The sequence below is a fragment of the Pseudarthrobacter sp. L1SW genome, from assembly GCF_020809045.1.
Lineage (GTDB): Bacteria > Actinomycetota > Actinomycetes > Actinomycetales > Micrococcaceae > Arthrobacter.
On the sequence record NZ_CP078079.1, the window covers coordinates 1,458,555 to 1,482,050 of the forward strand.

The 23,496-nt window shown below is 66.3% G+C and carries 21 protein-coding genes; 15 read left to right on the plus strand and 6 right to left on the minus strand.

Annotated features, from left to right (window positions below):
- Positions 1 to 144 precede the first annotated feature (144 nt).
- Both KTR40_RS06725 and KTR40_RS06730 read left to right on the plus strand, forming a co-directional pair.
- Positions 145 to 1,956, plus strand: coding sequence for a proline--tRNA ligase (locus KTR40_RS06725; RefSeq protein WP_228405680.1), 1,812 nt, complete (start codon positions 145 to 147; stop codon positions 1,954 to 1,956).
- Positions 1,957 to 1,962: 6 nt separating this feature from the next.
- On the plus strand, positions 1,963 to 2,766 hold the full coding sequence (locus KTR40_RS06730; protein WP_139028695.1) for a TSUP family transporter: 804 nt from the start codon (positions 1,963 to 1,965) through the stop codon (positions 2,764 to 2,766).
- A 67-nt stretch (positions 2,767 to 2,833) separates the two neighbouring features.
- On the opposite strand, the gene KTR40_RS06735 is transcribed toward KTR40_RS06730, so the two are convergent.
- The 3 genes from KTR40_RS06735 to KTR40_RS06745 form a co-directional block, all read right to left on the minus strand.
- Positions 2,834 to 3,877, minus strand: coding sequence for an aminoglycoside phosphotransferase family protein (locus KTR40_RS06735; RefSeq protein WP_228405681.1), 1,044 nt, complete (start codon positions 3,875 to 3,877; stop codon positions 2,834 to 2,836).
- 49 nt (positions 3,878 to 3,926) lie between these two features.
- Positions 3,927 to 4,628 carry a VIT1/CCC1 transporter family protein gene (locus KTR40_RS06740; RefSeq protein WP_139028796.1) on the minus strand — a complete coding sequence of 234 codons (702 nt, stop codon included), beginning with the start codon at positions 4,626 to 4,628 and terminating at the stop codon, positions 3,927 to 3,929.
- 247 nt (positions 4,629 to 4,875) lie between these two features.
- The gene (locus tag KTR40_RS06745) at positions 4,876 to 6,213 is read right to left on the minus strand and encodes a DUF4439 domain-containing protein (RefSeq protein ID WP_228405682.1); all 1,338 of its coding nucleotides are present in this window, start codon (positions 6,211 to 6,213) and stop codon (positions 4,876 to 4,878) included.
- 104 nt (positions 6,214 to 6,317) lie between these two features.
- Between KTR40_RS06745 and rimP the strand changes: the two genes are divergently transcribed.
- From rimP to rbfA, 5 genes are all read left to right on the plus strand, one after another.
- Positions 6,318 to 6,932 carry a ribosome maturation factor RimP gene (rimP, locus tag KTR40_RS06750; RefSeq protein WP_139028697.1) on the plus strand — a complete coding sequence of 205 codons (615 nt, stop codon included), beginning with the start codon at positions 6,318 to 6,320 and terminating at the stop codon, positions 6,930 to 6,932.
- Positions 6,932 to 7,912: a transcription termination factor NusA gene (gene nusA, locus KTR40_RS06755; protein WP_104997387.1), complete on the plus strand. Its 981-nt coding sequence runs from the start codon at positions 6,932 to 6,934 to the stop codon at positions 7,910 to 7,912. The genes rimP and nusA overlap by 1 nt, the downstream gene beginning before the upstream one ends.
- Before the next feature lie 181 nt (positions 7,913 to 8,093).
- Positions 8,094 to 8,435 carry a YlxR family protein gene (locus KTR40_RS06760; protein ID WP_370633190.1) on the plus strand — a complete coding sequence of 114 codons (342 nt, stop codon included), beginning with the start codon at positions 8,094 to 8,096 and terminating at the stop codon, positions 8,433 to 8,435.
- A gap of 152 nt (positions 8,436 to 8,587) precedes the next feature.
- Positions 8,588 to 11,530 carry a translation initiation factor IF-2 gene (gene infB, locus KTR40_RS06765; protein ID WP_228405683.1) on the plus strand — a complete coding sequence of 981 codons (2,943 nt, stop codon included), beginning with the start codon at positions 8,588 to 8,590 and terminating at the stop codon, positions 11,528 to 11,530.
- 246 nt (positions 11,531 to 11,776) lie between these two features.
- The gene (rbfA, locus tag KTR40_RS06770; protein ID WP_139028700.1) at positions 11,777 to 12,286 is read left to right on the plus strand and encodes a 30S ribosome-binding factor RbfA; all 510 of its coding nucleotides are present in this window, start codon (positions 11,777 to 11,779) and stop codon (positions 12,284 to 12,286) included.
- Between the two features lie 73 nt (positions 12,287 to 12,359).
- Here rbfA and KTR40_RS06775 read toward each other — a convergent pair whose 3' ends face one another.
- Positions 12,360 to 13,493: a ScyD/ScyE family protein gene (locus KTR40_RS06775; RefSeq protein WP_228405684.1), complete on the minus strand. Its 1,134-nt coding sequence runs from the start codon at positions 13,491 to 13,493 to the stop codon at positions 12,360 to 12,362.
- A 180-nt stretch (positions 13,494 to 13,673) separates the two neighbouring features.
- Here KTR40_RS06775 and KTR40_RS06780 point away from each other — a divergent pair, with 180 nt between their 5' ends.
- The gene (locus KTR40_RS06780) at positions 13,674 to 14,159 is read left to right on the plus strand and encodes a nucleoside deaminase (protein WP_139028702.1); all 486 of its coding nucleotides are present in this window, start codon (positions 13,674 to 13,676) and stop codon (positions 14,157 to 14,159) included.
- A gap of 2 nt (positions 14,160 to 14,161) precedes the next feature.
- Entirely contained in the window at positions 14,162 to 14,599 is a 438-nt protein-coding gene (gene trxA, locus KTR40_RS06785) for a thioredoxin (RefSeq protein WP_139028703.1), read from the plus strand.
- Positions 14,600 to 14,620: 21 nt separating this feature from the next.
- Here trxA and KTR40_RS06790 read toward each other — a convergent pair whose 3' ends face one another.
- Positions 14,621 to 15,778, minus strand: a complete 1,158-nt coding sequence (locus KTR40_RS06790) for a pyridoxal phosphate-dependent aminotransferase (protein ID WP_228405685.1) — start codon at positions 15,776 to 15,778, stop codon at positions 14,621 to 14,623.
- 91 nt (positions 15,779 to 15,869) lie between these two features.
- On the opposite strand from KTR40_RS06790, the gene truB reads away from it, so the two are divergent.
- The 3 genes from truB to KTR40_RS06805 are packed head-to-tail and all read left to right on the plus strand — an operon-like array spanning position 15,870 to position 17,642.
- Positions 15,870 to 16,808: a tRNA pseudouridine(55) synthase TruB gene (gene truB, locus KTR40_RS06795; RefSeq protein ID WP_228405686.1), complete on the plus strand. Its 939-nt coding sequence runs from the start codon at positions 15,870 to 15,872 to the stop codon at positions 16,806 to 16,808.
- A gap of 2 nt (positions 16,809 to 16,810) precedes the next feature.
- On the plus strand, positions 16,811 to 17,164 hold the full coding sequence (locus tag KTR40_RS06800) for a hypothetical protein (RefSeq protein ID WP_228405687.1): 354 nt from the start codon (positions 16,811 to 16,813) through the stop codon (positions 17,162 to 17,164).
- Between the two features lie 19 nt (positions 17,165 to 17,183).
- Positions 17,184 to 17,642, plus strand: coding sequence for a hypothetical protein (locus KTR40_RS06805; RefSeq protein WP_228405688.1), 459 nt, complete (start codon positions 17,184 to 17,186; stop codon positions 17,640 to 17,642).
- Between the two features lie 12 nt (positions 17,643 to 17,654).
- Here KTR40_RS06805 and KTR40_RS06810 read toward each other — a convergent pair whose 3' ends face one another.
- The gene (locus KTR40_RS06810) at positions 17,655 to 20,285 is read right to left on the minus strand and encodes a tetratricopeptide repeat protein (protein WP_228405689.1); all 2,631 of its coding nucleotides are present in this window, start codon (positions 20,283 to 20,285) and stop codon (positions 17,655 to 17,657) included.
- Positions 20,286 to 20,942: 657 nt separating this feature from the next.
- Here KTR40_RS06810 and KTR40_RS06815 point away from each other — a divergent pair.
- The 3 genes from KTR40_RS06815 (at position 20,943) to KTR40_RS06825 (ending at position 23,473) form a co-directional block, all read left to right on the plus strand.
- Positions 20,943 to 21,974: a TerC family protein gene (locus KTR40_RS06815; RefSeq protein WP_228405690.1), complete on the plus strand. Its 1,032-nt coding sequence runs from the start codon at positions 20,943 to 20,945 to the stop codon at positions 21,972 to 21,974.
- 21 nt (positions 21,975 to 21,995) lie between these two features.
- A complete protein-coding gene (locus tag KTR40_RS06820) occupies positions 21,996 to 22,367 on the plus strand; it encodes a winged helix-turn-helix domain-containing protein (RefSeq protein ID WP_228405691.1) in 372 nt (123 codons plus the stop codon).
- Between the two features lie 122 nt (positions 22,368 to 22,489).
- Positions 22,490 to 23,473: a bifunctional riboflavin kinase/FAD synthetase gene (locus tag KTR40_RS06825; RefSeq protein ID WP_228405692.1), complete on the plus strand. Its 984-nt coding sequence runs from the start codon at positions 22,490 to 22,492 to the stop codon at positions 23,471 to 23,473.
- Positions 23,474 to 23,496: the final 23 nt, after the last annotated feature.

A 23,496-nucleotide genomic window follows, 5' to 3' on the forward strand; every position in this document is an offset into this window, starting at 1 on the left:
CCTGCCCCCGGGCGCCCGGTGGCCCACATGCGTCGGCGGGGAGTGGGCCTGACAGCCGGGAGTGGTCCTGCCAGCCGGTAGATTAGTACCAGACGAAATCCCGGCCCTGCTCTCCAGCACTTCCCCAGAAACGGATATCCACCCGTGGTTACAAGACTGTCCCAGCTATTCCTGCGCACGCTCCGCGAAGATCCCGTCGACGCCGAGGTGGCCAGCCACCGGCTCCTGGTCCGCGCAGGCTACATCCGCCGTGCGGCCCCCGGCATCTACACGTGGCTGCCGCTGGGACTGAGCGTCCTGCGCAAAGTGGAAGCCGTCATCCGTGAGGAGATGGCCAACATCGGAGCGCAGGAGGTCCACTTCCCGGCGCTCCTGCCGCGGGAGCCCTATGAAGCCACCAACCGCTGGACAGAGTATGGCGAGGGCCTGTTCCGGCTCCAGGACCGCAAGGGGGCCGATTACCTGCTGGCCCCCACGCACGAGGAAATGTTCACGCTGCTGGTCAAGGACCTGTATTCCTCGTACAAGGACCTGCCGCTGAGCCTCTACCAGATCCAGAACAAGTACCGTGATGAGGCGCGCCCCCGCGCGGGCCTCCTGCGCGGCCGCGAATTCATCATGAAGGACTCCTACTCGTTCGACGTGGACGACGCCGGCCTGGACGCCAGCTACGCCGCCCACCGCGGGGCGTACCTGCGCATCTTCGAGCGCCTCGGGCTGGAGGTCATCCCGGTCACCGCGACGGCCGGCGCCATGGGCGGCTCCAAGAGCGAAGAGTTCCTGCACCCCACCGACATCGGCGAGGACACCTTCGTCCGCTCGGCGGGCGGCTATGCAGCCAACGTTGAAGCCGTGACCACCGTGGCCCCGGCTGAGATCGACTTCACCGGCGCTCCGGCAGCCGAGGTGCTCGACACCCCGGACACCCCCACTATCGACACCCTGGTGGCAGCGTCCAATGTCCTTGCCCCGCGCAGCGATGCCGACGGCGGCGCCTGGACTGCCGCCGACACGCTGAAGAACGTGGTGCTCGCGGTCACCCTGCCCACCGGGGAGCGCCAGCTGGTGGTCATCGGGGTACCTGGCGATCGCGCCGTGGACCTGAAGCGCGTCGAAGCGAACATCGGGTCCTTCCTCCCCATCGGCGGCGAGATCGGCCTGGAAGCGGCCAACGACGACGACCTCAAGAAGCAGCCGCTCATCGTCAAGGGCTACCTTGGCCCGGGGCTGTCGCTGGACGAGCCCCTGCTGGGAGCCGAAAGCACCACGAAGCTCCTGTACCTGGTGGATCCCCGGGTGGTCCGCGGCACAGCGTGGATCACCGGCGCAAACGAGGCCGGCAAGCATGTCTTCGGCCTGGTGGCAGGCCGGGACTTCACGTGGGACGGCGTCATTGAGTGCACCGAGGTCCGCGAAGGCGATCCCGCCCCGGACGGCTCCGGCCCGCTGGAGACCGCCCGGGGCATCGAGATGGGGCACATCTTCCAGCTTGGCCGCAAGTATGCGGAGGCCCTGGAGCTGAAGGTCCTGGACCAGAACGGCAAGCAGGTCACCGTAACCATGGGCTCCTACGGCGTGGGTGTCACCAGGGCTGTGGCGGCGCTGGCTGAGTCGAACCACGATGCCAGGGGCCTGGTGTGGCCGCGCGCTGTTGCGCCCGCAGACGTCCACGTGGTGGCCGTGGGCAAGGGCGAGGAGATCTTTGCCACCGCCGAGCGGCTGGCAGCCGACCTTGAGGCAGCGGGCCTGGATGTCCTGCTCGACGACCGGCCGAAGGTTTCGCCCGGGGTCAAGTTCGGTGACGCTGAACTTGTAGGCGTTCCCACCATCCTGGCTGTTGGCCGCGGCCTGGTGGACGGTGTGGTCGAGATCAAGGACCGCCGTAGCGGTGACGCGGAAAACGTGGCGGTGGACAAGGCAGTTGACTACGTAGTCAACGCTGTCCGCACCAGCTGACCGGCAGTGGAGTCCGGACTCGAATCCCTCGGGCTGACAACGCTCCTCTTGATTGTGCTGGCCGGTTTCGCCGCCGGGTGGGTTGATGCAGTGGTGGGCGGGGGCGGGCTGATCCAGCTCCCGGCCCTGCTGCTGGTCCCGGGGATCACCCCCGTCCAAGCCCTGGCGACGAACAAGATGGGGTCCATCTTTGGCACCGCCACCAGTGCTGCCACCTACTACCGGCGGGTGGGTCCGGACCTCAGGACGGCGCTGCCCATGGCCGTGATCGCCTTGGCGGGAAGCTTCGGCGGCGCCGTCCTGGCAGCTACCCTGCCCGCCACTGTCTTCAAGCCAATCATCGTCACGGCGCTGGTCGCCGTCGCGCTTTTCACGGCACTGAAGCCGGACGTTGGCGGCGTCACCGCGTTGCGTCATGATGGCCGCACGCACTACGTGGTTGCCTGCCTGATCGGGGCCGTCATTGGTTTTTACGACGGCCTCATTGGCCCGGGGACAGGCTCGTTCCTGGTCATCGCCCTGGTCTCGGCGATGGGCTACGCCTTCATCGAAGCCAGCGCCAAAGCCAAGATCGTCAACATGGCCACCAACGCGGGCGCACTGCTGTTCTTCCTGCCCCACGGCTCCCTCCTGTGGGGCCTGGGCCTGCTGCTGGGGGCGGCCAATATGGCCGGCGGATACCTGGGAGCCAGGACAGCCGTGAAGCAGGGGAGCCGTTTTGTCCGCGTGGTCTTCCTCCTGGTCGTGTCCGCCCTCATCATCAAGCTTGGCCACGACGTCTGGCAGGAAAACTTCGCCCAACAGGGGTAGCGGGGAGCCGCGTGGCCGCGGGACGGCGCGGCGTCGCATGCGGTTACGCCACATGGCAGAGCCGGAGTCAGCCGGCACCCACCGCTGCGCCGGGCTCCGGCAGGGCGCGGGCTGGCGGCAGTCCTTCCAGGGTTCGCCCGGCAAGGGTGCTGGCTACCCACAGTGATCTCGCCAGGTCGCCGCGGTGGCCGGGCTTCCCTGCGTACCACAGCGCATTGGCCACTTCCCTGGCCACGGCCCATTGCCGGGCAACTTCGGGATCCAGGCCGGCGGCGGAGCTGAAGTCCGCGCAGCGGTCACGCAGGCCGGATTCGGGCTGGTTCAGCGGCAGGTCCTGCAGGCGGTTCCATAACAGCGGTGCCACGCCGAACTCCGGCTCGCCGATCATCGGCTGGGGGTCAATGGCCGCGAACCCGTCCGGCGTCGGCTTTCCGTCGGTTCCACCCAAGCCAGGCCTGGCCAAGATGTTCAGGTAGTGCAGGTCTGCATGGACCAGGACGTCCCGCGCCGACCGGCGGCCCACCGCGCCGCGGGTCTGGCAGACTTCAAGGGCCGCCTCCAGCAGCCAGCGTGGAAAAGGGCGTCCCAGCAGGTCCCAGTCCGCCGGCAGGTCATCGCTCCACTGCTCGGCACGCGCGGCGATGTGCTCGAATTCCCGCCACTGTGGCCGGTCATCGGGAAGGATACCCAGCTGTTTGACCAGTCCGCCCCACACCACCATGGCGTCAGCCATCGGCGCGTTGCTGAGCGGGCGCCCGGCGTCGAGCCTTTCGAGGAGCATGGAACACGTGGCAGCATCCGAGGCTTCCAGCGCAACCGCGCCCTTCCCGTTCCACAGTTCCAGCGCGTGCCGCTCCACCCTCGCTTCGTCGTGGGGGAAGGCGATCTTCAAGGCAGCGGGGGAACCGTCCTCCCGGACCACCGGAATGACCACCGCGCCGTGGCCGTTCCAGGGCACAACGCCGGGACGAAGGCCGGAGGCAAGCCGCCACCGGGCCAGGAGGCTTTCGGCGATGCCGGGCAAGGAAGCCAGCCAGGTCCGGCCTTCAGCGGTGCCGCGGTAGCGCGCCGCGAGGTCCGGAGGGATGGGAAGTTCCGTTGCTTGGCTCATCACGTCCAGCCTACGGGCACGGCCCTGCCCTCCCGGAAGAGGGTGGGCCCTACACGACGCCCGTAGCGCCGAGCAGGCTGCCAATGCTGAACGTGGCCGCGAGGGCCAGGGCGCCGCCCACCACCACCCGGACCGCAGCCCTGGACTTTGAGCCGCCGCCAATCCAAGCGCCCAGGGCTCCTGTCAGGGCCAGCGCCACCAGGACAGCGGCGAAGGTCAGGGGGACGCGGATTTCCGGCGGGGGAAGGAGGATTGCCAGCATTGGGAGGACCGCGCCGATGATGAAAGCCGCGGCTGAAGCGAAGGCCGCATGCCAGGGGCTCACGATGTCCGTTTCGTCGATGTTGAGTTCGGCGGACAGGTGCGCGGCCAGGGCATCGTGGGCCGTGAGCTCTTCAGCGACCTTGCCGGCAGTTTCGGGGCTGAGCCCCTTGGCGAGGTAGATGGCGGTAAGTTCTGCCAACTCCTCTTCCGGTTCCTCAGCCAGCTCCCGGCGTTCCTTCTCTATCAGCGCCCGTTGGCTGTCGCTCTGGCTGCTCACCGAGACGTACTCGCCCAGTGCCATGGAGACCGCTCCGCCTACCAGCCCCGCAGCCCCCGCGGCGAGGATGGGACCGGACTCGGCAGTGGCCCCTGCCACGCCAACCACAATCGCCGCCACCGAGACGATGCCGTCGTTGGCACCAAGGACACCCGCCCGCAGCCAGTTCAGCCTTTGGGCAATGTCGTTGCCGTGCGGCTCGGTCTCCATATGGCGGCGAAGTCCGGGGCTCCCAGCGTCCGCTGTTCCCTGCTCCGTTGCTCCCTGCTCCGCCGGTTCGTGTGCGTCCATGCTCTTCAGCAAACCATCAGAAGCCTTCCGGGGCCACCCGGCCCGGACAGGAAGCGACGCTGCAGGCCGGTCCGGCGGCTTCGGGGGCTGCGGAGGTTGCCTTGGAGTCCCGTAATTGGAAGGAGTATTGCCAGGCCCTGCCGGAGTTTCAGGGTGGGGCTGGAGGTCAGGGCGCTGCCGGCGCGGGTGTGGGGCTGGCCGGAAGATCCGGCAGTTGGTCCTGCTCGAGGAGGATGCCCGGAACCGGGCCCGGATCGCCGCCCCAGTGGGCGGCGCGCCGTGCCGCGGACTGTAGCGCGGCTATGGCCCAGGCCCGCGTGCCGCCGCCGGCAAGGGCAATGACGTCGCCGAAGGCAGGCAGCGACGCCAGCTCCAGGCGGGCAAGCCCGGCACTCGGGACGGCGAGGAAATCGGGGGCCAGTACGTAGCCGGGCTGCTGTGCCTGCGCGGCATCGCATGCGGCCAGGGACTGTGCCGCGGCTTCTTCAGCCAGGTCCTCATGCTCAGCAAGGAAGGCTCCCGCCGGACCGGCGTCGTTGGCTGTGAGCCGGGGCAGTGCCGCCTGGTAGGCATAAACGCTTTGCTGTTCGGCTGCCACGGCTGCTGAGAGCGCAGTGGCAACGGCTGCACCCATCCCGGTTCCGGGTGTGCCCTGTGCAGTTGTTCCCTGCCCCGTAGTTCCCTGCCCAGCAGATGCAGGAACTCCAGCTGGTGCCGGAACCTGGGCCGTGGGAGGCCCAGCGGGCGCCTCTAGAAGGGACGGGCAGGCGGAGGAAGTGGGCGGGGACGTGGGGCTGGCCGCGGGTGCGGCTGCTGTGGTGGATGGGTCGGTGGTTGGGGCGTTGCCGGGTGTCCCTGCGGCTCCGTGGGGCAGCGTCTCCACTGCGATGCCGCCGGCGGCGGCCACGTCCTCCGCGGCCAGCAGCTGGGCGGTGCCGGCACCCGCCAAAAGGCGTGCCATGCCGCCGTCGGCCTTTGCTGCGTCGGCGAGGCGCTGCACTCCGCTGGCGGAGAGCGCGGAGGCGAGCTTTGCAAGGCTGGGCGGCGGGGCCGCTGCCGGCGCAACCGGGGACGCCGTCGCTGGGGACGAGGCCGCGGGAGGCGCCGGCGCTGGGGACGCCGTCGAGGGTTGGGGGAGACCGGAGGGCGAAGCGGGGGCTGGTGCCTCCTGTGCGGGGGAGGATTCCGACGGCGAAAGGAGGGCGCGTGCCTGCAGCGTCAGCAAAGTCACAGTCGAGTCCACGGCGGCTGTTTTTCCGGCAGCATCCGGGGCCGCGCCCACTGCGGCCGCAGCCCCCAGCCGCTCGGCGGCTGCCCGCAGCTCCAGCGCATCGTGCAGGGCGGCCCTCCTGGCCTGCTCGGAGAACGGCGGATCCGCGGGCGGCGGCGGTTCCGCGGGGATCAGGGCAAATCCAAGGCTGAGGACAAGGAGGGCTGTGAACGAAATAACGGCGTACCGGAAATAGCGCAGCTTTGGGCGGTTTTCCCGATTGTCGTCTTTCACAACAGACCATGGTGTCACGTCGAGGGGGAATCCTCGTCCCGCCGGACCGGTAAAATAGCTACGCTAGTACACACAACATCATCTATAGGGAGGCGGCGGGCATCGTGAGCAATTCAGAAGCTACGGCTTCATCGGACCTGACCGGAACGGGTAAGGCTGATGCTTCACCCGCAAACAACCCGGAAGCTGCCCGGCTCCGCGCGCTCCTTGAACCCGCGGTGCAGGCGAACCGCCTGTACCTCGAGGACGTAGCCATCGTGGCGGGTTCCCACCGGGTGGTCCACGTTGTGGTGGACCTGCCCCAGGAGGAAACCGGCGGCGTCGGCCTGGATGTCATTGCGGACATCTCGAAGGTGCTTTCCGACGTGCTGGACAACGACCCCAATGACGACGGCCGCCCGTACGATCTCGAGGTTTCCTCGCCCGGCGTGGGACGCCCCCTGACCGAGCCGCGCCACTGGCACCGCGCCAAGGGCCGCATGGTCAAGGTCAATGTTGTCCAGGGGGACAACGTCACCGGCCGCATCCAGTCGGTGGACGACGACGGAGTGACGATCATCCCGGAGATCGCCGTGAAAAAGGGGATGAAGCCCAAGCAGGGCGATCCCATCAAGCTTCCTTTCGACAGGATCCGCAACGGAAAAGTCGAGATCGAATTCAGCCACCTCTCTGGGGACGGTCTGGAACCGGAACACAATGGACCTTCTGAGGAGGCCTGATGGATATTGACATGAGCGCACTGAGACTTCTGGAGCGTGAGCGTGAAATTCCGCTGGACCTCCTGATCCCCACCATCGAGCAGGCGCTCCTGGTGGCCTACCACAAGTCGCCCGGCGCCTTCGAGAAGGCGCGTGCCGAACTGGACCGCAAGAGCGGCCACGTGACCATCTGGGCTGTGGAGATAGACGACGACGGCGCCCCCATTGGTGAGTTCGAGCACACCCCTGAGGGGTTCGGCCGGATCGCCGCCAGCACCGCGCGCCAGATCATCCTGCAGCGCCTGCGCGACGTTGAGGACGACAACGTACTGGGCGAGTTCAAGGGCCGTGAAGGCGAACTGGTGTCCGGCACCATCCAGCAGGGCAACAACCCGCACATGATCCAGGTCAACCTGGGCTCCGTCGAAGCGCTGCTGCCGCCGCCCGAGCAGGTTCCCGGGGAGAAATACATCCACGGCAACCGGCTGCGCGCCTTGGTCATTGACGTCCACCGTGGTTCAAAGGGCCCGTCCGTCACCCTGTCCAGGTCCCACCCCGGCCTGGTCCGCAAGCTCTTTGAACTGGAGGTGCCGGAGATCGCCGACCGCTCCGTCGAAATCGTGGCGCTGGCCCGGGAAGCTGGCCACCGCACCAAGATCGCGGTCAAGGCAAACGTCCCCGGCATCAACGCCAAGGGTGCCTGCATCGGCGAGATGGGCTCGCGGGTCCGCGCCGTCATGAATGAGCTCAACGACGAAAAGATCGACATCGTCGATTTCAGCGAAAATCCGGCTACCTTCATTGCCAGCGCGCTGTCGCCGTCGCGAGTGAATTCGGTCACTATCACCGATGAGGCGACCCGGTCTGCCCGTGTTGTGGTTCCGGACTACCAGCTCTCCCTGGCAATCGGCAAGGAGGGCCAGAATGCCCGGCTCGCGGCGAAGCTGACCGGCTGGCGCATCGACATCGTCTCCGACGCCGCCCAGGCCCGGGACAACTAAGCAGTTCCCCGAGGGCCCTCCCGCGCCGGAAACGCCCCCGCAGTTTCGGGCAGAACGGCCGGGAGGGGCTAGAATAGTAAAGACCGCGCCTAACGGCCGGCAGCCGTGCGCCTTGGGCGTGCCCATTCCGTTCACCGCGGAGGAGGCCCGTTCGCGGCCAGCAAGTATGAACGTCAGGAAGATGACCGTGCCAGTAGCAAGCGGGAATCAACCGGAGCGTACCTGCATCGGATGCCGAAAGAAGGGGCTGCGGTCTGAGTTACTCCGGCTCGTCGCCGAAGGCAGTGGATCAACCGCTGTCCTGGTGGATGAACGACGCCGGATGGCTGGCCGGGGTGCATGGCTGCATCCCAGCGAATCGTGCCTGGCTCTGGCCATTAAGCGGCGTGCATTCGGACGTGCCCTGGGGGGCGCAACCGGTACCGCCGCCGTCGAACGCCGGATCAAGTCAGGTGCGGCCGTTGCAGGTGTTCCGGCAACTGCAACACCAACCGTCCAACCTGAAAGCGGGTCAGAAATCTGATGGAAACCCGATGAGTTCCCAGCGATGAGTGCGTAACGATGACAACTTTGTTGCGCTCTGCAATGGGCCCTGCTGCAGTAAACGCGGCTGGGGCCCGCAGTAAGAAGTAGACGGTTCGTGCCTGGCTCGGTGCGGACCGAGACAGGAGAAATGTGGCCAAGGTCCGCGTACACGAGCTCGCCAAAGAGCTCGGTATTACTTCCAAAGATGCAGTGACAAAACTGCAGGAACTGGGCGAATTTGTTCGCTCCGCCTCTTCCACCATTGAGGCCCCCGTTGTGCGGAAGCTGCGCAACGCCTTCCCGGATGCAGCCCCCAAGGCGGCAGCTCCGGCAGCAACACCGGCAGCCGCCCCCAAGGCTCCGGCCCCGGCGGCAGAAGCACGCCCGTCAACCCCCGCTCCCGGACCGGCCGCCCCCAAAGCGCCCGCCCCGCAGGCGCAGGCACAGGCCCCCGCTGCTCCGGCAGCACCGGCACAGCCGGCTGCCCCGGCAGCACCCGCTGCCAGCGCACCCGCAGCTCCGGCCGCCCCTGCCCAGGCAGCTCCGTCCACCGGGGCAAAGCCCGGTGCCCGGCCGGCCCCCAAGGCTGAAACCCCTGCTGCGCCCACCCGCTCCGGCTCAGGCCAGGGTGGTTCGGCGGGCAGTTCTGCACCCCGTCCCGGCGGCCCCCGTCCGGGCAACAACCCCTTCGCTACGTCCCAGGGCATGCCCCGCGGCCGTGGCGGCGACGGTGAGCGCGCTCCCCGTCCCGGCAACAACCCGTTTGCCACCTCCCAAGGCATGCCCCGTCCGGGCGGAAGCCGTACTGACGGCGACCGTCCCGGCGGTCCGCGCCCCGCAGCAGGTGCCGGCGGCCCCCGTCCCGGCGGTCCCCGCCCCGCAGCAGGTGCCGGTGGGCCGCGTCCCGCAGCAGGTGCCGGTGGCCCGCGCCCCGGTGCCGGTGCACCGCGCCCCGGTGGTGCCGGTGGCAACCGTCCTTCTCCGGGCATGATGCCCAACCGCACTGAGCGTCCGGCACCCGCCGGTGCAGGACGCCCCGGTGCCGGTGGCCGTGGTCCCGGACGCCCGGGCGGCGCTCCCGGAACCGGTGGTCCCGGTGGCGGCGGCGGTGCTCCCGCGGGCGGTGGCTTCGGCAAGGGCGGCCGCGGACGCGGCGGCACCCAGGGTGCCTTCGGCAAGGGCGGCGCCGGACGTGGCAAGCAGCGCAAGTCGAAGCGTGCAAAGCGCCAGGAACTTGAGCAGATGAGTGCACCGTCGCTGGGTGGCGTGAGCGTACCCCGCGGCGACGGCAACACCGTTATCCGCCTGCGCCGCGGCTCGTCCATCACGGACTTCGCCGACAAGATCGAGGCAAACCCCGCCGCGCTGGTAACTGTCCTCTTCCACCTCGGCGAAATGGCCACGGCCACCCAGTCGCTGGATGAAGAGACCTTTGCCCTGCTCGGCGAGGAGCTTGGCTACAAGCTCCAGGTCGTCTCGCCGGAGGACGAGGAGCGCGAGCTGCTCTCCACCTTCGACATCGACTTTGATGCAGAGCTCGAAGCCGAAGGCGATGAAGACCTCGAGGCACGTCCTCCGGTTGTCACCGTCATGGGCCACGTTGACCACGGTAAGACCCGGCTGCTCGACGCCATCCGCAAGTCCGACGTCATGGCGGGCGAGCACGGCGGCATCACCCAGCACATCGGTGCCTACCAGGTCACGCACAACCATGAAGGCAGCGACCGCAAGATCACCTTCATCGATACCCCGGGCCACGAGGCGTTCACCGCCATGCGTGCCCGTGGTGCGAAGGTCACCGACATCGCCATCCTGGTGGTCGCAGCGGACGACGGCGTGATGCCCCAGACCGTTGAAGCCCTCAACCACGCTCAGGCGGCCAACGTGCCGATCGTCGTGGCCGTGAACAAGATCGACAAGGAAGGCGCCAACCCGGACAAGGTCCGCGGCCAGCTGACCGAGTACGGCCTGGTTCCCGAGGAATACGGTGGCGACACCATGTTCGTTGAGGTTTCTGCACGCCAGAACCTCAACATTGATGAGCTGCTCGAGGCAGTCCTGCTCACCGCGGACGCTGCCCTGGACATGCGCGCCAACCCGAACAAGGACGCCCGCGGCATCGCGATTGAAGCCAACCTGGACAAGGGCCGCGGTTCCGTGGCCACCGTCCTGGTGCAGTCCGGCACCCTGCGCGTCGGCGACACCATCGTGGCAGGCACGGCCCACGGCCGCGTCCGTGCGATGTTCGACGACGACGGCAGCGCCCTGACCGAGGCCGGCCCGTCCCGCCCCGTGCAGGTGCTGGGCCTGTCCAACGTTCCGCGTGCAGGCGACACATTCTTCGTGACCGCTGACGAGCGCACCGCCCGCCAGATCGCCGAGAAGCGTGAAGCTGCGGACCGCAACGCCGCCCTGGCCAAGCGCCGCAAGCGCATCAGCCTGGAAGACTTCGACCAGGCCGTCGCCGAAGGCAAGATCGACACCCTCAACCTCATCCTCAAGGGTGACGTGTCCGGTGCCGTGGAAGCCCTCGAAGACGCCCTGCTCAAGATCGACGTCGGCGAAGGCGTGCAGCTGCGCGTCATCCACCGCGGCGTTGGTGCCATCACGCAGAACGACGTCAACCTGGCAACAGTGGACAGCGCCGTCATCATCGGCTTCAACGTCAAGCCTGCCGAGCGCGTTGCCGAACTGGCAGACCGCGAAGGCGTGGACATGCGCTTCTACTCCGTCATCTACTCGGCAATCGATGACATCGAGATGGCGCTCAAGGGCATGCTCAAGCCGGAATACGAAGAAGTCCAGCTGGGCACCGCCGAGGTCCGCGAGGTCTTCCGCTCCTCCAAGTTCGGAAACATCGCCGGCTCGATCGTCCGCTCGGGTGTTATCCGACGCAATTCGAAGGCCCGCATCAGCCGCGACGGCAAGATCATCGGTGACAACCTCACCGTTGAGACGCTCAAGCGCTTCAAGGACGACGCCACCGAGGTCCGCACGGACTTCGAGTGTGGTATCGGCCTTGGATCGTACAACGACATCAACGAAGGCGACATCATCGAGACCTTCGAGATGCGTGAGAAGCCGCGCGTCTAGGTTGTTCGTTTAGGCGGGGCTGCCTCCGAGTTTGGGGGGCGCCCCGCCCCTACGCTGGGCGGCAACGGATCTGCGATCCCTTGCCGCCCAGCTTCGGCAGGCCCGATGCCACTCCCGGGCGCCCCCCAAACTCTCCGGCATCGTCCCTGGCTCACCACGGTGCGCGGCCGCGGCGGCAACGTACAAGCCGAACTGTCCCTGCCGCCGTCGTACGTCCCATATTTTTTCTTCTTTTAGGAGTTGTTCATGGCTGATCCGGCACGTGCTGCCAAGTTGGCGCAGCGGATTAAGGTTGTTGTTGCTGAGGCCCTGGGCCGGAAGGTTAAGGATCCCCGGCTGGAGGGCATTACTGTTACCGATGCCCGGGTGACCAACGATCTGCAGCATGCCACCATCTACTACACCGTCTTCGGCGACCAGGCTGTCCAGGCTGATGCTGCCAAGGGACTGGAGAAGGCCAAGGGTGTGCTTCGGCAGGAGGTCGGGCGGAACATTACCGTCCGGCTGACGCCAAGCCTTGAGTTCGTGGCCGACCAGGTTCCCGTGGTTGCCTCCAACCTGGAGGAGTTGCTGCGGGAGGCCAAGAAGCGTGACGCCGAGGTTGCCGCACTGGCTGCCCAGGCCAAGCACGCCGGCGACGCCGATCCGTACAAGAGTGACGCGTCCGCCGATGTGGAGATCGACGAGGACGACTTCGACGAAGAGGACCTCGACCTCAATGACAGCGGGGAACTCGACGAAGACGGCCACAAGTAACCGTCAGCACAGCAGAAGGCCCGGACCGCCACGTGGTCCGGGCCTTCTGCTTCCCAGAAAACTGTTCCGCCGGCTAGCGAAGGTCAGCTTCGATGACCTTGCCGGCCGGGGGCCCTGCGGGCGCCCCGCCGGGACCCGGTGGGGGGCCACTCAGTGCGTTGGCTGTGGCGTACAGCGTGCCGCCGCGGATTTCGACGTCGGCCGGCGATTCCACAGCGAGGAATTCGGTCCGGTGTCCCTTCGATGCGATGAACCTCAGGATCTGGTTGCCGAAGAGCGATGCAGCATACACGTCGCCGTTATTCGCCACCGCCAGCCCTGTCGGGCTGAGGATGTAGTCGACCCAGAGCTTCGTCTTGCCGGTCCACGGATTGACCTTGAAGATCGCGCCGCGGTCACCCAGCGATGGAACCTCGGGGCCGCCGGGCAGGGACGAAACGTACAGCCAGCCATCCGGCCCCATCTCCACATCCGTCGGAACAGGTTCAAACGCGTACTCGAACCCTGCGCAGGCTGGTGCGCCCAAGGTATCCGCAGCCTTTGCCGTAAGCACTGCGGGCCGGGGCGGCAGGACCGCCAGCGTGGTGACGTCGCCCGAGCTGATGTTGACCTTCAGGATCGCGTTGGCTCCGGCATCGGCGACATACGCCGTGTTGGCCTGGACATAGGTTGCGTACGGGTTTGAATCCAGCGCGCCTGTGTACTGCGGCGGTGGGGCGTCCGGGATTCCTGCGGCTTCCTTAAGGCATTGCTCGCTCGTGCCCGGGGCGAAGCCGTAGTGCTGGGCTGCGTCGGGGTTGGTGCTCCGCTCGTACTCTGCGAGGTTAGCTATTGTCTTTGCCTCGCCCCGCGGGCTGATCGACTTCAGGTAACCTCCCAATTCGGCAGGTACACCTCGGCCGGCGCCCTTGGCTTCAAGGAAGAAGGCCGTGGCGCCGCGTGTTTCCACCCCCGCCACGCCCCAGCCTTTCGGAGCCTCGTAAACGGTTTCAACCGTCTTGTCCCGGCCTATGCGGCTGAGCTTCCCTGCGAAGTCCTGGGTGACATAGACGGACTTGTTTGTTCCTACGGCCAGATGCAGGGGCGAAACGAGGCTGTCTGCCAGGGTGTCATAGTCCTGGGCCTCGTCGCGGGCCCAGGACGGAGCCGCCGGTGCGATGACGGCTGCAGCCGCCACGCAGGCGATGATGGCTAGCTTTCTCTTCATTGAGTACTCCGGGGTTGGCGCCCAGTAGCGGGCCGGGTTAAGAAGCCTCGGTAGAGGTAATAATTCGGGGACCCCTGGCCGCCAGAGTATGCCTCCTCCAGCCGGTTTGTCGCCGCGATTTCCCCCTATTCCGCCCCCTATTTCGTCCCCTAACGCCAGCCCCTTGGCTAGGATCTAGCTATGACCCAGCCGAATGACACTGACCACACCGCGAAGTACTTAGAACAGGCCGTGGAACTGGCCACCCGGAACGTCGGCGAAGGAGGAGGGCCCTTCGGTGCGCTGGTGGTCACGGCGGACGGGCGCGTGCACGAAGGCGTCAACCGCGTCACCCGCGACAACGATCCCACCGCGCATGCCGAAGTGGTGGCCATTCGGGCTGCAGCCGCGGCCATCGCCAACTATGACCTTCACGGCGCGGTGCTCTATGCCAGCTGCGAACCCTGCCCGCTCTGCCTGGCCTCCGCGCTCTGGGCCAGGATCGACCGCGTCTATTTCGCCGCGGACCGCCATGGCGCCGCGGCGGCCGGTTTCGACGACGCCGTCTTCTACGACTACTTCAACGGGACCCGGCCGGAACTGCTGCCGGTCACCAGGGGCGACATCACGTCGTCGGACGCGCCGTTCCAGGCGTGGGGGGCGTTCGCAGACAAAAAGGAGTACTAGGAATGGACGTTGCACTCACCACCTGTCCGGCCTGCGGGAAGACCAACCGGGTCCCGGCGCAGGCGGCCGGCCGGCCGCGGTGCGGCAATTGCAAAGCGGACCTGCCGTGGATCGTGGCGGCGGGGGACGCGGACTTTGCCGCGGTCGCGGAGCAGTCACCCGTTCCGGTGCTGGTGGACTTTTGGGCGGACTGGTGCGGCCCCTGCCGGATGGTCAGTCCTGCGCTGGACAAGCTGGCCAGGGAACGGCCGGGCCGGATCAAGCTCGTCAAGGTGGATGTTGACAAGTCACCGGGCTTGTCCCGCAGGTTCGACGTGCAGGCCATTCCCACGTTGATGGTCCTGGTGGACGGCAAGGTGGCAGCGCGCCAGGCCGGGGCAGCCCCCGCGGAGGTATTGCGGACGTGGCTGGACGGGGCGCTGTCCGGGACCCGGAGCTAGCGGGCTGCACTGCCCGGCCCTTCAGCCGTGGCGGCCGGGCAGCCGGTTCAGGCCCTCCACAAGGTCCTCCTGCTTTCCGCACAAAGCAACCCGGACCCAGCCCTCGCCGATGGAACCGAATGCAGTCCCGGGCGCCAGGGCAACGCCCGCGTCCGCGAGGAAGCGGCGGACCCAACTGCGGACGTCCCCTCCGCTGGCGTGGGAAACATCCGCCCATAAATAGAAAGCGCCCTGTGCCTTCAGGTAGGGGATTCCCTTGGCATCGAGAACCGCACATGCGGCGTCCCGGTTCGCCCGGTAATGGCGGTGCGCGTGCTGGACATAATCCTGCGGCCCGGTCAGGGCAGCGAGCGCGGCGTACTGCGACGGTGATGCAACGCAGGAGACGATCGCCTCCATCACGTTATCCATCTCCTGCTTAATCCCCGGCGGGCAGATCAGCGCCCCGATCCGCAGCCCGGTGAGCCCGTACGTCTTGGACAGGGTCAGCGAAGTGAACACGCGCGCATCAGCCGGCGTGTCGCCGTCGAACCTGGCGGGGCTGATGTGCGGCACGTCGTAGGTGAACGCCTCGTAGCACTCGTCTGAAATGACCCACAGGTCATGCCGGCGTGCCAGGACCATCAGGTCGCGGGTCAGGTCCTCGGCCAGCACGGCGCCGAGCGGGTTGGAAGGGGAGTTGAGGACCAGCACCCGGGTGCGGTCCGTGACCAGTGCCTCGATGTCGCCGGGCCTGGGCTGGAATCCGTGCTCCGGGTACAGCGGGTAGCCCACGGGAACAGCGTTCAGGAGGCGGCTGGTCATGGCAAACGTGGGGTAGCCAGGATTGGGGACCAGGATTTCGTCACCGGGGGAGAGCAGCAGGCTCATGGCGAAGTGCAGGCCCTGCTGCGCCCCGTCCACCACGTAGACCCTGTCAGCGGCAACATCAATGCCCTGCTGCTCCCGGAAGCGGGCCGCGAAGGCCTCGCGCAACCCCGGGATGCCCGCGTTGGGCGTGTAGTTGGTCTCGTCCCGGTCCAGGCAGGCCATGCCGGCGTCCAGGACGTGGCGGGGGAGCGGAAAGCCGGGTTCACCGATGCTGAGCACCAGGGCACCGGGAGTCCGCCACGCGGCCTCGGTAATCTCGCGGATCTGGTTGACGGGCACGTCGCGGACATGGGCGGCAAGCTCAGGCATGCCTGCCATCCTAGCTGGCGCCAGGTTTGCCGCACGGCCCTGGCGTCGCGGGTGCGCGGGGGCGCCAACCAGCGCCGATATACTGGGAGGCGTGCTTTCTGGACTGGTGATAGTGGACAAGCCGCAGGGATGGACCAGCCATGATGTGGTTGGCCGGATGCGGCGCCTCGCAGGTACCCGGAAAGTAGGGCATGCCGGAACCTTGGATCCCATGGCCACGGGCGTCCTGGTAGTGGGCATCAACAAAGCCACCCGCCTGCTCACGTATATCGTGGGCACTTCCAAGACCTACACCGCCACCATCCGCCTGGGCCAGTCCACAGTCACGGACGACGCCGAGGGCGAGGTCACCGCGACGGCAGGCACATCGGCGGTAAGCGAGCAGGCAATCCACGACGGCGTCGCAGCGCTTACCGGGGACATCCAGCAGGTGCCCAGCAGCGTCAGCGCCATCAAGGTCAACGGGGAACGGGCCTATGCGCGGGTCCGCTCCGGTGAGGACGTGAAGCTTGCCGCCCGCCCCGTCACCATCCACCGCTTCGAGGTGCACGCCATCCGCCGGGACCGGGAAGCGGACGTCATGGACCTGGATATCACCGTGGAATGCTCCTCCGGGACCTACATCCGCGCCCTTGCCCGCGACCTGGGCAACGCGCTGGGAGTGGGCGGACACCTCACCGCGCTCCGCCGGACGCACGTGGGCCCGTACTCCTTGGAGCAGGCGCGAACGCTGGAACAGCTTGCCGAGGAGCTCAACGTCCTGGACATGGCCGACGCCGCACGGGCGCTGATGCCCAACCGCGAGCTCAGCCCTGAGGAAACCACCGAAATCTCGTTCGGACGGCGGATCGCTGCCGGCGCCGCCCCCGGCAGCCCCGCCGCGGCCACCGCCGACCACCCCGCAGCCGCCTTCGCGCCAGACGGAAGCCTGGTAGCGCTCCTGGCCGATGCCGGCAACTTCGCCAAGCCCGTGCTGGTGTTTGCCCCCGGCAACGGCAGTGCCACGGTCCAGGACCTCGGTGAACGCTGACCGTGGACGCGTATTTCTACATCATCCTGGTGGTGGGGCTCCTGTCCACGGGCGTGTGCCTTGCGGCAGGAATCCTCAAAAAGGCGCCGAACGACGTCACGATCCTGTCCGTGGCCGCGGTGGAGGTTGCCCTCCTCGTGTACCTGGTGGGCTCCATTATCCGGGTCATCGCCGGCGAACCCATCGCCGGTGAGGCATGGGAATTCTGGGGCTACCTGGTCACGGCAATGCTCCTGCCGCCGGCCGCCGTCTACTGGTCCATCCTGGAGCGGACCAGATGGAGCAACTTTGTCCTGGCCGCCGTCGGCGTCACCGCGCTGGTGATGGCCGCCCGCATGAACCAGATCTGGTACTGAAGTGGAAGAAGCACGCAACATGAAAGACCAGCGAACAACAGACGCCGGACAAAACACCACGGGCAACAGCCGAGCCGCCGCCAACAGCCGCAACACCGGCCCCGGCCGCCTGCTGATCGCCGTGTATGCCGTGTTCGCCATCTCGGCGTCCGCCCGTGCCGGATACCAGATCCTCACCAAGTTTTCCGAAGCTCCGCTGGCCTACCTGCTGTCCGCCTTCGCGGCCCTTGTATACGTGGTGGCCACCATCTCGCTCGCGAAGGCCGGAAGCACCTGGTTCAAGGTTTCGGTGGCCGCGGTGCTGGTTGAACTGGTGGGCGTGCTGGTGGTGGGCGCCCTGAGCCTCTTCGATCCCGTCCAGTTTCCGCACGAAACCGTCTGGTCGCTGTTCGGCAGGGGCTACGCCTTCATTCCGTTGCTGCTGCCGATCCTGGGCCTGGTGTGGCTGTACCGGCGGCGCCCTGACCGTGTTGCCTAGAAGCCGTTCCGCCTATTTCTCAGTCAGGGCCCACAGAACGGCCTGAAGGGTCTTCAACAGCTGGTCGGTCGCGGCGCGGGATTCCGGGTGGTGGTGTCCGTAGGTGCTGTGCAGTTCGGCTACATTCAACCTCTCAAGTTCGATAGCGTCTTCGTAGCGGAAGGGATCCGGCAAGGTTCTGCCCAGCTCAAGGTCACTAAGGTGGTCGGGGAACGGGAGTTGTTCCGACAGGATGCCAAGCACGTGTCGGTATGCTGCGGGTACGTGTTCAGGCCGCCCGCCGTCGCGCAGGGCTTCCGCGAGTGTCTGCAGCATAGGGAGAACGCTGTTCAGTCCACCGCCGGTCCGGGCATGGTCGTCGACGGCAGCCTCGAGGATCTCCCCGGCTTCCCGTGCCTGACCATCGTCGAGGAGTGCTGTTGCGAGGCTGCACCGGATTCGTATGGTGTCGCTGTGTTCCGCTCCCAAGAGCCGGGTCGACTCCACAACGTTCCACCGCAGCAATTCGAAAGCCTCCTCGCGCCGGTCCTCTTCGTAGAGGCTGCCGGCATAGTCGTTACGAGCCGCCAGAAGCCTCACATCGTCGGGGACAAGCTGTTGGGCCAGCTCGTAGTTTGAGCGGAACGAACTTTTCGCCTCGAGGCTTCCCAGTTCCTGCTGGAGGTGAGCCAATTCCATGCGCGATTCCAGGGATTCAGGGGTGTCGGCTCCGTCAATGTCCACCTGCGCAGCGATCAGGGCCTCATAGTGGGCCACAGCATCACCTGGTTTGTCGGACCGAAGGCATAAGCGGGCCAGGGACTGCCGGATGGGGACGGTTTGCGGGTGCGCCAAGCCCACCGCCGCCTCCTGGCCTGCGAGCAGCAGGCTGAAGCGTATTATGGCTTCCTCGTCCTTGCCGGCGGAAGCCAGGGTGTCGGCTAGGGCAAACTGATGGTCGGCGATAATCGCGCTGTCACTCGATTCCATTTGGACCCGGTCCAAGGCCTGGCGCCGCAACGAGACCAGGGCTTCCCACTCGCCCTGCAGCTCAAGCAGGTTGGCGAGGGTTGCCTGCGATTCAAGTGCCTTCTCGTGGAGGTAGCCAAGCCGCTGTCGGCGGTCTTCGTTGAAACTGGTGGCTTCCTGCGTGGCCGCCCGGGTCTCCCCGAACATTATGTGCGCCGCAATGACGGAGGTCTCGGCGTCAATCGACTCGTTGCTGTCCGGACCGCTCGCTGAACGCCATGCCTGAAGCAGACGGTGCCGGACCGCCAATGCCTGCTCCGGAACCTCCAAACCCTCGCACCACTCAGCCAGGTCATTCATCGCGTCGATAGTCTGCCGGGCAGATGCACCGAAGGCTGACTCAACCCGATCTACCCAGCATGTGGTCAGCGCCAGTGCCGATTCCCAATCGCCCGACTCGTATACGTTGCGGGCGTAGAGCGAGAGCATTTGGAGGCTTTCGGCATCACCTTCGCCGTACGCAGCTATCTGGGTTTGCAGCACGTTGCGCAAAGCGGGCAACGCACTTTCGTGCTCCCCGGCCTTGAAAAGTTGCCGGGCTGCGCTCCAACTGTTCTTAATGACTGCCCGGTCCGATTTCCCCCGCTTCCTGGCTAAGAGGCGCGCAACGTAACTGTACTGATCGGCCGCTTGACGGTGCTGCTTCAACCAGCCAAGGGCGTGGGCCACCACTGTCTCTGAATCCACCGTTGCCTGGTGATCATCACCCAGGAAGCGCCGGCGCCCATCCGCAGCGAGGAGGGCAAATTCCAGGCACTCTTGATGTTCCTTCGCCCAACTCAGGCCGGCGGCCAGGATGTGGTGGGCCCAGTACCTCATCAGGTGCCCGTCACCAAAAGCGTCCATTGCCGTCCCGTGAATCCTGCGCCTCAGCACTGTTGCGGCTGGTATCTGGCCTGTCTCGACGAGCCGTTCGGCCAGTGACTCCTGGCAAAACAGCGTAGTGGGGTGCGCATGACCATACGCTTCAACGCAGTCTTCGCTGATTTTGGCATGGAACTCCAAGGCTTCCTGCTTTGAGCCCGACAGCCAAAGGTGCGCGACAAACTCCAGCCTCGCCTCCGTCACCTGCGCATGCCTGCCGCCCAGGATGCCGGACGCGGCGTCAATGGCTTCTTGGAGGATGGCCATAGCCTCGCGGTATTCCCCGATTTCCCTCAGTTGGAGGCAGAGGTTTGTGGCCGATCTCAAAGTCGACAACTGCCCGGGGCCGGATGTCCGCAGCCGGGCACCGTACACGTCCCGATGGAGTGCTGCACTTTCGGCATACCGCCGAACGGCGCCCAAGGCGTTTGCGTAGTTGTTGCGGAAGCTCAAGAGGGCAGAGGAATCAGGTTCATAAATGCCGACGGCTGCAAGGAGCAAATCCTCATAAAGCCTAATGGCTTCGTCGTTCCGGCCAAGGGCGGAAAGAGCCATTCCCACGCCGTTGCGCGCAAGCAGGGTTTCCCGGCGTCCGGGACCGCTCAACCGAAGTCGGGCGTGGTAGAGCTGTTCATAAATGGATAGAGCAGCCGGGCCATCGGAGAGGGCGCGGTGCCGCGCGCCGATGCTGTCCAGGCTCTCCAAGGTGTCGTCATGGTCCGGGCCGAGCGCTTGCATGCGCAGCCCGTGTATCTCCTGGTGGAGCTTCAAGGACTCCACGTCGCGGGACACCGCACCCAGGGCTTCAGCGTGTTCATTGCCCAAAGTAAGGGTGAGCGGGTGTTGCGCACCCAGCACTTCCCTTGCCAGGCTGAAGAGCTGTTTCGAGGGGGCAACCAACGTGTGCCTGAGTCCGGCTTCACTGGTGACGGTAAGGAGCGCAATTTGGGCGGTGAACACATCGGGGTGTTCCGGGCCATGCTGTGCCGTAAGCATGCGGACCCTCTTTTGCGCCCGTTCCATAGCATCCACGATTGGCCCCCAAATCTATGTGTGTGCGCGACCCGTACCAGGGCTCCGCTAGCTCAGTGCAACAGTAACTGAACTGAAACCCTGGACCGCTGCACCTGGGCGCCCTCGCCTGTCGATGCCAGCGGAAGCGGTGGCTTGCGACAAGGAGGACTGCCGTCGTGACTCTTGGCCGTCTTCGTTCAGGCTTCCCTGCGCCCCGAATGGACGCTTTGGGTGCGTTTGATGCTGAAGCTTGCCGAAATACATGAACTCTGCTTCACTATTGCGTGTGGAGGGGAGTATCCCCGAATGCTTCGTCGTCAGTCCGGCCGCCCCTGAGCGGCCCGGCGAAGCAGGCTCCTGCGGGAGCCGGGAAAGACCTCCGGTTGGTTAATCTGACTGGAAGTGGGTTCCCTGATGAACGTTCCCCTGTGGGGCTGGCTGGCTGTCCTTCTCTTTATCGTCCTGATGCTTGCGATTGACCTCTTTGCCCACCGCAAAGCACACGTGATCGGCGTGCGGGAAGCAGCGCTCTGGTCCGCCGTCTGGGTGGCCTTTGGTGTTGGCTTCGGTGTCATGGTGTGGCAGGTGTTCGGTGCCGAGTTCGGCCAGCAGTACTTTGCCGGCTACCTGATTGAAAAGTCCCTCGCCGTGGACAACGTGTTTGTTTGGGCCATCATCTTCACGTACTTCGCCGTACCGCGGGAGTACCAGCACCGCGTCCTGTTCTTCGGCGTCCTGGGGGCACTGGTGTTCCGGGGCATTTTCATTGCGGCCGGTGCGGCGATTATCGCCAGCGCAGGATGGGTGCTCTACCTGTTCGCAGCCTTCCTGCTCATCACCGGCTACCGGATGATCCGGCACCGGAACGACCATGTTGATCCGGAGAAGTCCCGGGCGCTGATGTTTTTCCGCCGGCATGTGCCCATGACGGATGACTTCCACGGGCAGCGGTTCCTGATCCGGCGCCGCGGGGTCCTGCTGGCCACTCCGCTGCTTGCGGTCCTGGTCCTCGTCGAGGTGACGGACATCATCTTCGCCGTTGACTCCATTCCTGCCATCTTCGCCGTTACCGATGACGTGTTCCTGGTGTTCACTGCGAACGCGTTCGCCATCCTGGGCCTTCGTGCCATGTATTTCCTCCTGGCGGACCTGATCCACCGGTTCATCTACCTGAAGACCGGCCTGGCGCTCGTCCTGATCTGGGTGGGCATCAAGATGTTCCTGAAGATCGATGTCTTCTACATCCCCACTCCGGTTTCCCTCGCAGTGATTGCCGCGATCCTTGCCGTGTCGGTAGCGGCCAGCCTGTGGGCGACACGGGGCCAGGAGCGCCGGGCCCTGCCCCGGCCTGAGCGCGCGCCGTTTGGAACCGCCTCCCCCGAGGACCTGGAGGCCTTGGAACCGCTGTGGCGGCGCAGGGAGCCAAACAGGTCGGAGCATCTGTGACACCGAACCAATGGAGCGTCCATGACAGCTGAACGTGCCGCCGCGAGCCGTCAGGAGGCGCCAGGTCCAGGCAGGCCTGCCCGGCCCGCCTGGACCTTCCTCACCAACCACGGGCATGTCCTGCTGTCCGTGGCACGGGAGCCCGACATCCTGGTTACGGATATCGCGGAGCGGGTGGGCATCACCACCCGGGCCGCCCTGCAGATCCTCAAGGACCTCGAAACTGCGGGCTATCTGCAACGGACAAGGGTAGGGCGCAGAACCCACTACACCATCCGGCCCCACCAGCACTTCCGGCATCCCTCCACTGCGGCGCAGGAAGTGGACGGCCTGATCCGCCTGTTCACAGAGCGTGCGCCGGGCGGTGGTCCGGCGGCGCGGGCGGAACCGTAACAGCCACCACCTGCATGCTTTGCCGGCGTCCGGCCGGACCGCCGAATGCAGGTAATCTTAGAGAGTTCCGCGGCCGGCACCGGCCCGGACACTGATACTTGCAAGCGGTTAAGGCGAGGGTGATGGTCTACATCTGGAACGATCCGTCCGAGGTCCCGGCGGACTTCGGCCCATCTGTGGTCACCATCGGAAACTTCGACGGCGTGCACCGGGGACACCAGCAGGTCCTGTCCGAGCTGGTGCGCACGGCACGGATCACAAAGTCCAAAGCGGTTGTTGTCACCTTCGATCCGCACCCTGCCCTGGTTCACCGCCCCGAGTCCGCGCCCGAGCTGATCATGGGGCTGCAGGACAAGCTGGAGGCGTTGGGGGAGTTGGGCCTGGACGCCATCCTGGTCATGAAGTATTCACTGGACCTGGCCAGCCTCACCCCTGAGGAATTTGTGGAGCAGTACCTGGTGGACTGCCTGCACGCCGGCCATGTTGTTATCGGCCACGACGTACGCTTCGGCCGCGGCAACTCAGGGGACCTGGACACCATGAAGGCCCTCGGCCAGAAGTTCGGGTTCGAGGTGCAGGTGATCAGCGAGTTCGGCTCCGAGGGTTACCCCCTGCATGACGACGACGGGACGGACCGCCGCTGCTCCTCCACCTGGGTGCGGGAAGCCCTCCAGGAGGGAGACGTTGCCACGGCTGCCGCCGTGCTGGGCCGTCCGCACCGCATGCGCGGCGAGGTTGTCCATGGGGCCGCCCGCGGCCGTGCCCTTGGTTTCCCCACCGCCAACCTTGCCAGCAACGCCAGCGGCCTGGTCCCTGCCGACGGGATCTACGCCGGGTGGCTGGTGGACCAGGCTGGAACGCGGTGGCCTGCGGCAATCTCCGTGGGTTCCAACCCCACATTCGACGGCGTCAGTCGCCAGGTGGAGGCCCACGTGATCGACCGGCCCAAGGAGGACGTGGAGGACTTCGATCTCTACGGCCAGACAGTAGTCGTGGAATTTGTAGCCCGGCTGCGGGGCATGGTGGCCTACCGTGGGCCGGAGGCACTCGTGGAGCAGATGCGCCTGGACGTCATCCAGGCCCACGGGCTGCTGGCCAGGCGCTAGGGCGCCACCAACGAAAGGCTGTA